Here is a 10546-nt window from a genome sequence, read left to right as displayed (position 1 = left end):
TCGGGTATGGATTGGGGAAGAGCTAAAAATGTACTGATTTGCGCCTTTTTAGGTCTGAATCTGCTGCTATGTTACCAGCTGTGGGTCGATTTGCGCGATCAGGTTAGTGCTAATCTTGATTTTACTTCCCTGTCTGCTGAGACCCAAGCCGTAATGGAGCAGAAAGGGATTCGTGTATTGTGTCCCATTCCGGCCTCTACCCCGCAGCTTCCTAACATTACTTATCGTTATTCTGCTGAAGAGCAGACTGAACCACCAATTAAATTAGATGTACCTATAGACAGCAAGCTGATCTATTCTTCCTTCTCAGAGCTTAGCAAGGCACTTGAGGATAAGATTCCTGACATTTCCAATTATCGCTTTGATTCACAGGAAAGTGAGGTTGGAAAGTTTGTTCTTCATCCGCTGGTTCAAAATCAGTGGTCGTTGTTCCGTGTTAGGCTAGAGTTGATTAACAGTGATCAAAAAATCGTAGCTTACCGCTGGCCGAAGATTGAAATAGGGACAAGCAGCAGCGATAAAGAACAGAAGGTGCTTCCAGCATCGCAAGCACTTAGTAGTTTGATAGAGAAGTATTTCCCGGCAGATTCCGTAGTGAAGGAGATTGAGCTGGGGTATTACGGTGAGCTGTTCAACTCGGAAAGTCAGGTAGCTTCGCCGATGTGGCGGTTTATGCTGGAGAACGGCAATGCCTATTATGTGGATGCTATTAGTGCGGACATCATCAGTCCTAAGACAACAGAGTAGAAGGAGTAAGGAAAATGGGGATTTCATTTACAGTACTGTCCAGTGGGTCTACCGGCAATGTAACGGTGGTACGAAACGGGGAGACAACACTTATGATTGACGCAGGTTTTAGTGCCAAGCGGATCGATGAGCTGTTGGCCATGCGTGAACTAACGGGTAATGATATAGACGGGATTCTAGTTACACACGAACATTCCGATCATATCAAGGGACTCGGGGCCATGGCCCGTAAATACGATCTTCCGATTTATGCGAACACCAATACCTGGGGAGCTATCGAGAAGGGAATTGGTAAAATACCGGAGTATAACCGTATGATCATGGAGTCTGGCCAGCACAAGGATTTCGGCAGTATGCGAGTAGAATCCTTTGCGATTTCTCATGATGCGGCGGAGCCAGTGGGTTACAATTTTTATGATGGAAAAGAGAAGTTATGTGTAGCTACAGACCTGGGCTATGTTAGTGATAAGGTAAGAGATGCAATTTCAGATGCAGATGTATTGGTGCTGGAGGCAAATCATGATATCGAATTGCTGAGAATGGGACGTTATCCGTGGAATACGAAACGGCGCATCCTAGGCGACATGGGTCACCTTTCCAATGAGGCAGCTGGAGCTGCGCTTAGCGAAATTCTTACAGGGCGGACCAAACGGACCTATTTGGCGCATTTAAGCCGGGATCACAATATGATGGATTTGGCAAAAATGTCGGTACGCGGCGCAATGGAGGATCGGGGCTGTTTTTTCAAAGATAGTGAGTTCAGACTGTGTGATACGTATTATGATCAACCTACGCCATGGGATAAGCTGAGCCAGTCATAAGCTGATCAAGTTCAGCGGTCTTGCGATCTAATTCTTGGCGGGAGATTAGGCCTTTTTCAATCATCAATTCGATCATTGCGCTAAAGGCAAGGGTCATGTGGTAGTGTTCATCCTTTAAGTCACCAAGCTTACCGATAAACTCGACTAAATCCATACTTGTTGAAAAAGAACTCATAATTAATCCTCCTTTAATAGTGTGAATATATAGTGTAATTAGAACTGAAAACTGTAAAAAATTCGCAGGTGTTTTAGCTGAGGAAAATCCCGAATTGCAGGTTGCCTGTGATACAATTAAAAGCGTGATGAGCAAAGCTAAAATTTTAGGGACACTTCTATTTTATTGTAGTCTTTTAAGTTGCAAAATATTCCTAATAGAGAAGATATATTAAAAGATTATCATAATCTAACGATTGATCGAAACTCTTGTGGGGTTAATGGATAAAGTGAAACTTTTTAGTGATATTTGGAGTCTAATGGTTACAGAGGTTTGGTTCGGACGTGGTTGCTATAGGTTCAGGTCTTACCAACAGTGAACGCTTGGCAATAGAAGGGGGAGATTTTCGGTGGGATTGTTTGATGACGATTTCTATTCAACTAAAGTTTCGCGGTCCAGAGGGGATGAAGCATCAAAGGGATCGTTTGCTAATCGTAGACATTCTGTACGCAGATCGCGTAAGGGTTTATCTACTTGGCAAATATCCGCCGTTTGCTCCTTAGTCAGCGCTGTGGTGGCAGTTTTGTTATTCAGTATGTTTACAGGCCAGATGAGTCATGAGACTGCTCAGAAGCCGGTTGTAGCAACTGGAAATGTTGCCCCAAGCAGTAGTGATCCATTTGACCGGATTATTCAAGCTGCTGCCACGGTTCGCCCTGCAGTAGTAAGTATTATCAATCATAAAGAAGATAATGAAGAATTAAACATTCTGGATGAGTCTGCACTAGGCTCAGGAGTGATCTATAAAAAGACAGGGAATAAAGCATTTATCATTACCAATAATCATGTCATTGAAGACTCCGGTAATCTCGAAGTAGTTACAGTGAACGGAGAGACTCGTAAGGCAACACTCGTTGGAACGGATAAAGTAAGCGACATTGCGGTACTCTCTATTGATGCCAAAGGAATCGATACCATCGCGCAGCTCGGTGATTCCTCTAAGCTTCGTCTAGGTGAAACGGTCATTGCTATCGGTAATCCGCTAGGACTTGGTGATACATTGACCTCGGGGATTGTTAGCTATACTGAACGGATGGTCCCCGTATCCCTTAATCAGGATGGAGTATATGACTGGGAACAAGAAGTGATACAGACCGATGCGGCGATTAATGAAGGAAACAGTGGCGGCGCATTAGTGGATCTGGATGGCAAGGTCATTGGAATTAACACAATGAAGATTTCAGATACGGGTGTAGAGGGTCTGGGTTTTGCAATTCCTGCGAATCATGTGATAGATATCGCTAATGAGCTGGCTGAAAAAGGACATATTGCCCGTTCGTACTTGGGTGTATATTCAGTTGATTTGAACAATCCGTACGTTCCACTAGCAGAAGATCAACGCAATGAATTGAACCTGCCGAACAGTGTTAAGGATGGAGTAGTTGTTCTAGAAGCCGTTGGCCCTGCGAAGGAAGCTGGACTGCAATTCAATGATGTCATTACCAAATTTAATGATCAATCAATCATATCTACCCTTTCTCTTCGCAAGTACTTATATAATCATACGAAGATCGGTGATGATCTGAAAATTACTTATTATCGAAACGGCGAGGCCAAACAGGCAACAGTTAAACTTCTTGAAAAACCACAGGAATAATATGCTGGAAGTCGGTATATAATGATATAGCAGTTACGACAAGTAGAGCGGACTACCCCTTCGATTCCGAGGGGGTACCTTCTTGAAAAAACGGATGAAAGTAACGTTTTTGGAAAAGCTATTTTTCTAAAACCATGATAATTATGCCAGAAAAAGGATCTATTTAGGGAATAAACACTAAGTGGCAGCCCTTACATTGGAAGGTAATACTTATTAGGGCAAAACCGGATATATTCGGATGCTTGCTTGCCTTTGCTAATCAGGTGTGGTAATATGATATCAATCATACATTTAGTCCCTAATTCTCGCATTGAAAAGGGCTGTCATATTTGGTAATACAACCTTTTTCAATGTGTGAATTTTTTCTTTGTTTGAAGATAAAAAGAACATATTAATTTAAATTTGTGGAGGTAACACACATGCAAACAGGTACAGTTAAATGGTTCAACGCAGAAAAAGGATTCGGATTTATCGAAGTTGAAGGCGGAAGCGACGTATTCGTTCACTTCAGCGCAATCACTGGCGACGGCTTCAAAACTTTGGACGAAGGCCAACGCGTTGAATTCAACGTTGTTCAAGGCAACCGTGGACCACAAGCCGAAAACGTTGTAAAACTGTAATAATAGAAGAAACCGTCCCAGCTTGTGAAAGTTGGGACGGTCTTTTTATATCTAGTTACTCACTATTGACTTACAGGATGGGAGGAACGGCAATGAACTACCGGAAGAAACCTTTGGAAGAAATACCGGAAGAAAATACCGCAATTTGGGCATGTACCAATGAGGGATGCAACGGATGGATGAGGGATAATTTCGCATTTGAACATGCGCCTTCTTGCCGTCTATGTGACTCTCCAATGGTTCGCAGCACGAAGATGCTACCCCAATTGCTTAATTCGAATGGCGATCTCAAATCGCTGAAGAAGGGTATTTCCATCTAACCAATACCTAAATGAGTCAAGCATTTAATAGAACGACGAACCACTCAAGACGGGTAAACCGTCTTATTTTTTTTGCTTTCTTTATGCTAAATTGTGATCTTTGTCACAAATCATTTGAATTTCACCGTTAAATGACTATCTTTATGTGACATTTATCACAAAAAGAAGTTTAAATTTTTGACAGAATATAATTAACGAAAAGGGGAGAAGGAAGGGACAAATATGGATACAGTAATGCTGTCGCGTATACAATTTGCGTCGACGACAATATTCCACTATTTCTTTGTACCGGTATCAATCGGACTAGCGCTCTTGATTGCAATCATGGAGACAATGTACGTTAGAAAAGGTAATGAAGAGTACAAAAAAATGGCGCAGTTCTGGGGAAAGCTATTCCTCATCAATTTTGCAGTAGGGGTAGTTACAGGGATATTGCAGGAATTTCAGTTCGGGATGAACTGGTCCGATTATTCACGTTTTGTTGGTGATGTATTCGGGGCTCCACTTGCAGTTGAGGCATTGGCAGCCTTTTTTCTGGAGTCTACTTTTATTGGGATATGGATATTCGGTTGGGATAAAGTGTCCAAGCGAGTACATTTACTGTCCATCTGGCTGGTAGCATTCGGTACGATGTTATCTGCATTCTGGATTCTAGCGGCTAACTCTTTTATGCAGCATCCTGTGGGTTTTGCGATAAATAATGGACGTGCAGAAATGAACGATTTCTTCGCGCTTATTACGAACGGACAATTGCTGGTTGAATTCCCACACACCGTACTGGCTGCTTATGCAACAGGTGCTTTTCTTGTAACAGGTATTAGTGCTTATAAAATATTGAAGAAACAAGAGGTTTCTTTCTTTAAGAAGTCTTTTCAGATTGCAGCCATCGTAGGGATTATTTCTTCTATTGGTGTAGCTGTTGCTGGTCACGCCCAAGCGCAATATTTGGTTGAAACTCAACCAATGAAAATGGCAGCTTCCGAAGGACTGTGGGGTAAGAGTGGTGACCCGGCACCTTGGACCGTATGGGCAAACATTGATCCAAAGAATCAAATTAGTAGTGGAGAATTTCAAATTCCTTATATGCTGAGTTTCCTTTCATACAGTAAATTTTCCGGTGAAGTTAAAGGTATGCTTGAGCTGCAAGCGGAGTATGAGCAAACCTATGGCCCCGGTGACTATATTCCACCTGTACGTACGACATTCTGGAGTTTCCGGATCATGGTTCTAGCAGGAACGTTAATGATTGTATTGGGAATGTACGCTATGTACTTAATGTGGCGCAAAAAAATGGACCGTCCGAACACTTGGTTTATGCGGTTTATGTTATGGGGCTTGTTGCTTCCTCCGATTGCGAATACAGCCGGTTGGGTTATGACCGAATTCGGGCGTCAGCCATGGACGGTATTCGGACTGATGACAACGGAAGACAGTGTGTCGCCTAATATTACAAGTGGTCAAGTTCTGTTCTCCGTGATTTCTTTTACAACGATTTATTTAATTCTAGGATTAGTGTTGGTCGGATTGTTTATTAAAGTGATTAAAAAAGGTCCTTATGCAATGGATAACGATCACGGCGATTCGAATGATCCATATAACGAGGAGGGTTCCCATGATATCTCTTAATGAATTGTGGTTTGTGCTGATTGCAGTTCTGTTTATAGGGTTCTTCTTCCTGGAGGGTTTCGATTTCGGCGTAGGGATGGAAACACAAATTCTCGCTAAAAATGATACAGAGCGCCGTGTTCTGATTAACTCGATCGGACCCTTCTGGGATGGGAATGAGGTATGGCTTATCACAGCTGCGGGTGCAATGTTTGCGGCTTTCCCCGAGTGGTATGCAACGCTGTTTAGTGGATTCTATATTCCTTTTGTATTTGCCTTATTAGCTCTGATAGCGCGTGGTGTCGCTTTTGAATTCAGAGGTAAACGTGATTCATTGGCTTGGAAAAGAACTTGGGATGCCTGTATTTTTATCGGCAGCTTCCTTCCACCATTCCTCTTGGCTGTAGTGTTTGCAAGCTTTATCAAAGGGTTGCCTATTGATGGGGAGATGCAAATGTATGCAGGGTTCACAGATATCGTGAATGTGTACACTGTAGTAGCAGGGCTTACTGTTGTCCTTCTGTGCCTGGTGCATGGTCTTATGTTCACAACGCTACGTACAGTGGGTGATCTACAGGCTCGCGCTCGCAAGTTGGCTCAAAAATTGCTAATCCCACTCGCAGCTTTATTTACTGCTTTTGTGATTATGACTTATAATATGACGGATATTTTCGAGCAACGTGGAACGATTCTTATGATTATTGTAGCCCTGGGAGTTATCGCCTTTGTACTGTCCGGTTACTTCATGACGAAGAAGAAGGATGGCTACGCTTTTGGAATGACAGGAGCAGTAATGGCGCTTTCGGTAACTTCTATCTTTGTAGGATTGTTCCCGCGTGTTATGATTAGTTCAATTGATCAAGCTTTTAATTTGACGATCACTAATGCGGCTTCGGGCCATTACTCTTTGAAGGTAATGACGATTGTGGCACTGACTATCCTTCCGTTCGTATTGGGATATCAAATTTGGAGTTACTTTGTCTTTCATAAACGGGTTCACGAGAAGGAGCATCTTGAATACTAATGGATAAAAACTTGCTTGGGTATAAAGGAGTTAAGCCAGTCTTTCTGATTGTAGGCTTCCTTACCCTGGTGCAAAGCTTGTCCATACTTCTGCTGGCTAAATCGCTGGCAGAAGTCATCTCTGCGCTATTTGCGGGAGAACCTCTGAAGGAACAATGGGGCACTGCGCTATTGTTCCTTCTTGCATTTCTTGTGCGCCATGCTTGTGCTATGCTGATGAGCCGTGTCTCTTACCGCTTCGCGGAAGCAACGGGCAGCACTATGCGGAGGGAAATGATGGACAAGCTCTTCCAGCTTGGCCCTAGAATGGTGGGCGGGCGTGGAACCGGGGATCTTGTTACACTGGTGCTGGAAGGGGTAACTAAATTCCGCACGTATCTGGAAGCGATCATTCCTAGAATGGTAGGGATGTCTGTTACACCGATCTTGGTGCTTATTTACGTCTTTACGATGGACACTACGAGCGGGATTATTCTTACGGTAACTATGCCGATTATTATTGTTTTTATGATTTTGATTGGGATGACGGCCCGTAAGCAAATGGATCGGCAATTGAAATCGTATCGCACATTATCTAATCATTTCGTAGACTCATTACGTGGGCTAGAAACATTAAAATTCCTAGGACGCAGCCGTAGTCATAGCGACAGCATTGCTGCTGTCAGCGATCGTTATCGCTCGGCGACCATGCGTACGCTGCGAGTGGCCTTTTTGTCATCGTTCGCCCTGGATTTCTTCACTATGCTGTCAGTAGCTTCTGTAGCGGTAAGTCTTGGTTTGCGGCTTGTAAATGAACAAATGACATTGGTTACGGGCTTAACGATTCTAATCTTGGCTCCGGAATATTTCCTGCCTGTCAGATTGGTAGGTTCAGATTTCCATGCTACTTTGGATGGGAAAGAAGCCGCTGAAGCAATGAAGAGCATTATAGATCAAGATGAGGTGAAGGCTGAAGTAATCGTCCCTAACGGTGATCTATCTGTCGGTTCTGCAGCAAAAACATCGGAACAAATATTCACTTGGCATGAGAATAGCGTGCTCACATTAAATGACGTTAGCGTGAAGTATGAGGAAGCAGGGCTTTCTTCGCTGGAAGCGCTGAACCTGCAATTTAAAGGAGCTAGCAAAATTGGGATTATCGGAGAGAGCGGGGCCGGTAAATCTACTTTAGTGGATATATTAGGGGGCTTCTTACACCCTACTTCAGGAAGTATCACGGTTAACGGTACTACGGTTAGTGCATTAACGGATGAGGCTTGGCGAAAACAGACCTCGTATATCCCGCAGCGTCCGTATATTTTTAGCGGTACGTTAGCTGATAATATACGTTTTTATTACCCTGAGGCTTCTATGGAGGCTGTTGCCGCGGCAGTGAAAGCTACGGGTTTATCGGGTTTGGTGGATACTCTTCCGCATGGCTTAGATGAGATGATTGGTGGCGGCGGCCGTTCGTTCAGCGGTGGCCAGGAGCAACGGGTGGCATTAGCCCGGGCACTGCTTAGCAGCCGTCCGATTATGCTTCTAGACGAGCCAACGGCGCATCTGGATATTGAAACGGAATATGAGCTAAAGGAGACGATGGTGCCCCTTTTTGAAGGAAAGCTGGTCTTTCTGGCTACCCATCGCCTGCACTGGATGCTCGATATGGACATTATTGTAGTAATGAAGCAAGGCCAAGTGGCAGAAATCGGTACCCATCAGGAGTTACTTGCCCGCAAGGGTGCGTATTATGAGTTGATTGGGTCGCAATTGGAGGGAATCCATTGAAACGTGAAGGATGGTTTGCTCCCTATGTATCGTCGTATTTTTGGCGTTTTGTGCTAATTATTGTGCTTGGGGCGTTGACGATTTTTACTGCCTCTTCATTGATGTATACTTCAGGATTTCTGATCTCAAAAGCGTCTACACCGGTCGAAAATATCCTGATGATCTACGTGCCGATTGTTGGTGTACGTACGTTCGGAACAAGCCGGGCAGTCATTCACTACGTGGAACGGCTGATTGGGCATGACACCATTTTACGGATTCTTTCTAAAATGCGTGTGCGCCTGTACAATATTTTGGAGCCACAGGCCTTGTTCCTGTCGTCGCGTTTCCGTACTGGGGATATTCTCGGGATGTTAGCTGATGACATCGAATATTTGCAAAATGTATATCTGAGAACCGTATTTCCAAGTGTTATTGCTTTATTGATCTACGGGGTTGCAGTGATTGCGTTGGGCACCTTTGATATCGGTTTTGCGTTATTAATGGCTTTGTATATTTTGGTGTTGGTCGTGGTATTACCGCTTATATCTTTGTTGTTCACCCAGAAACGTCAACGTGAAGTGAAGGTAGAGCGTAATCGCCTCTATCAAAAGCTGACGGACGCCGTTCTTGGTATGGGCGATTGGGTCATTAGTGGACGGCAAAGCCAGTTCGTGGAGACCTACGAAGCAGATGAGAAAAAAGTGGCCAAAACTGATGCAGCGCTGCGCAGCTGGGCGCGTCTACGTGCGTTCATCGGGCAAGCAGTCGTTGGGGTTGGTGTACTTTCGATGTTATATTGGGCCGCCGGAGAGTATGCGGATGGTGCTATTGCAGGTACTTTGATTGCGGCGTTTGTCTTGGTTGTTTTTCCTGTAGCAGATGCTTTTTTGCCAGTATCCGAAGCAGTGGAGAAAATCCCGCAGTACCGTAACTCGCTGGAGCGGTTGTCTGGAGTGGTCGGAGAAGAGCAGAATATAGTTTCCGAACAGGCATCTGTAGTCGATGTTCTACCTCAGGTCATAAAAAGTGCTCATATCAAGCTCGAAAATGTGGATTACCGCTATGGATCAGAGGATAATTGGTCGGTTCGTGATCTCAGCCTCGACATCCCACAAGGTAAAAAAATTGCCATCATTGGCCGTAGCGGGGCAGGGAAATCGACGTTGTTAAAGGCTATTCAAGGGGTTATCCAACCTTCTGCAGGTTCGGCTATGATTAATGGAATCGCGGCTGCTGCCTATGGCGATAATATTCCTTCTATTATAGCGGTGCTAAATCAAAGCCCACACTTATTTGATACTACGGTAGCGAACAATATTCGTATGGGTGATCCGAAGGCTTCCGAACAAGCGATTAAAGAAGCTGGCGCATTAGCCAAAATGGATACGCTGATCTCCTCGTTACCAGATGGATACAGTACCTTTGTCCGTGAAGCGGGGCAACGTTTCTCCGGTGGAGAGCGTCAGCGGATAGCGTTAGCTCGTATTTTGCTGCAAAATACACCTGTCGTCATTCTTGACGAACCGACCGTAGGGTTGGACCCAAGCACGGAGCGTGATCTTTTGCAGACGATGTTTGAAGCTATGGACGGTAAATCTCTAATCTGGGTAACGCATCATTTGGTTGGTGCGGAGCAGATGGATGAAGTGATTTTTATGGAAAATGGCTCGGTAGAAATGCGTGGAACCCATGCAGAGCTGATGGAAAAAGAACCACGTTACCGCAGATTGTATGAGCTGGATCGTCCAGTGGAGTTTCTAGGGTAGGATGGAGAGTTTGCAGATAACATTTATAGAAATTAGAGAGATATTAGTGAAAAGATTCCTTTTGCCCGTTTGGGGTGGGAGGAA

The 10546-nt window shown here is 44.3% G+C and carries 10 protein-coding genes; 9 read left to right on the top strand and 1 reads right to left on the bottom strand.

Going from position 1 to position 10546, the window contains the following annotated elements; genetic code table 11:
* The first annotated feature begins 6 nt into the window (after nt 1-6).
* Both yycI and MHI25_RS30680 read left to right on the top strand, forming a co-directional pair.
* Complete coding sequence (gene yycI, locus MHI25_RS30685) at nt 7-747, top strand: two-component system regulatory protein YycI (protein ID WP_036677823.1); 741 nt, start codon at nt 7-9, stop codon at nt 745-747.
* 14 nt (nt 748-761) lie between these two features.
* A complete protein-coding gene (locus MHI25_RS30680; protein ID WP_036677825.1) occupies nt 762-1568 on the top strand; it encodes an MBL fold metallo-hydrolase in 807 nt (268 codons plus the stop codon).
* Here the strand turns inward: MHI25_RS30680 and MHI25_RS30675 are convergent.
* Entirely contained in the window at nt 1537-1743 is a 207-nt protein-coding gene (locus tag MHI25_RS30675; RefSeq protein WP_036677826.1) for a hypothetical protein, read from the bottom strand. The two genes, MHI25_RS30680 and MHI25_RS30675, sit on opposite strands and share 32 nt — an antisense overlap.
* Before the next feature lie 388 nt (nt 1744-2131).
* On the opposite strand from MHI25_RS30675, the gene MHI25_RS30670 reads away from it, so the two are divergent.
* From MHI25_RS30670 to cydC, 7 genes are all read left to right on the top strand, one after another.
* Nucleotides 2132-3379 (top strand): trypsin-like peptidase domain-containing protein, encoded by a 1248-nt coding sequence (locus MHI25_RS30670; RefSeq protein ID WP_076124305.1) that lies wholly within the window; start codon nt 2132-2134, stop codon nt 3377-3379.
* 419 nt (nt 3380-3798) lie between these two features.
* The gene (locus MHI25_RS30665) at nt 3799-3999 is read left to right on the top strand and encodes a cold-shock protein (protein ID WP_019914582.1); all 201 of its coding nucleotides are present in this window, start codon (nt 3799-3801) and stop codon (nt 3997-3999) included.
* Between the two features lie 92 nt (nt 4000-4091).
* The gene (locus tag MHI25_RS30660; protein ID WP_036677829.1) at nt 4092-4319 is read left to right on the top strand and encodes a cold-shock protein; all 228 of its coding nucleotides are present in this window, start codon (nt 4092-4094) and stop codon (nt 4317-4319) included.
* A 222-nt stretch (nt 4320-4541) separates the two neighbouring features.
* Nucleotides 4542-5945: a cytochrome ubiquinol oxidase subunit I gene (locus tag MHI25_RS30655; RefSeq protein ID WP_339170612.1), complete on the top strand. Its 1404-nt coding sequence runs from the start codon at nt 4542-4544 to the stop codon at nt 5943-5945.
* Entirely contained in the window at nt 5932-6948 is a 1017-nt protein-coding gene (gene cydB / locus MHI25_RS30650) for a cytochrome d ubiquinol oxidase subunit II (RefSeq protein WP_076124301.1), read from the top strand. The genes MHI25_RS30655 and cydB overlap by 14 nt, the downstream gene beginning before the upstream one ends.
* Nucleotides 6948-8714 (top strand): thiol reductant ABC exporter subunit CydD, encoded by a 1767-nt coding sequence (gene cydD / locus MHI25_RS30645; RefSeq protein WP_076303501.1) that lies wholly within the window; start codon nt 6948-6950, stop codon nt 8712-8714. Before cydB ends, cydD begins: the two co-directional genes overlap by 1 nt.
* Nucleotides 8711-10462: a thiol reductant ABC exporter subunit CydC gene (cydC, locus tag MHI25_RS30640; RefSeq protein ID WP_340394782.1), complete on the top strand. Its 1752-nt coding sequence runs from the start codon at nt 8711-8713 to the stop codon at nt 10460-10462. The genes cydD and cydC overlap by 4 nt, the downstream gene beginning before the upstream one ends.
* Nucleotides 10463-10546: the final 84 nt, after the last annotated feature.

Source organism: Paenibacillus sp. FSL E2-0177 (assembly GCF_037992975.1).
Taxonomy (GTDB): domain Bacteria; phylum Bacillota; class Bacilli; order Paenibacillales; family Paenibacillaceae; genus Paenibacillus_AQ; species Paenibacillus_AQ odorifer.
This window is presented reverse-complemented; position numbering and strand designations above follow the sequence as displayed.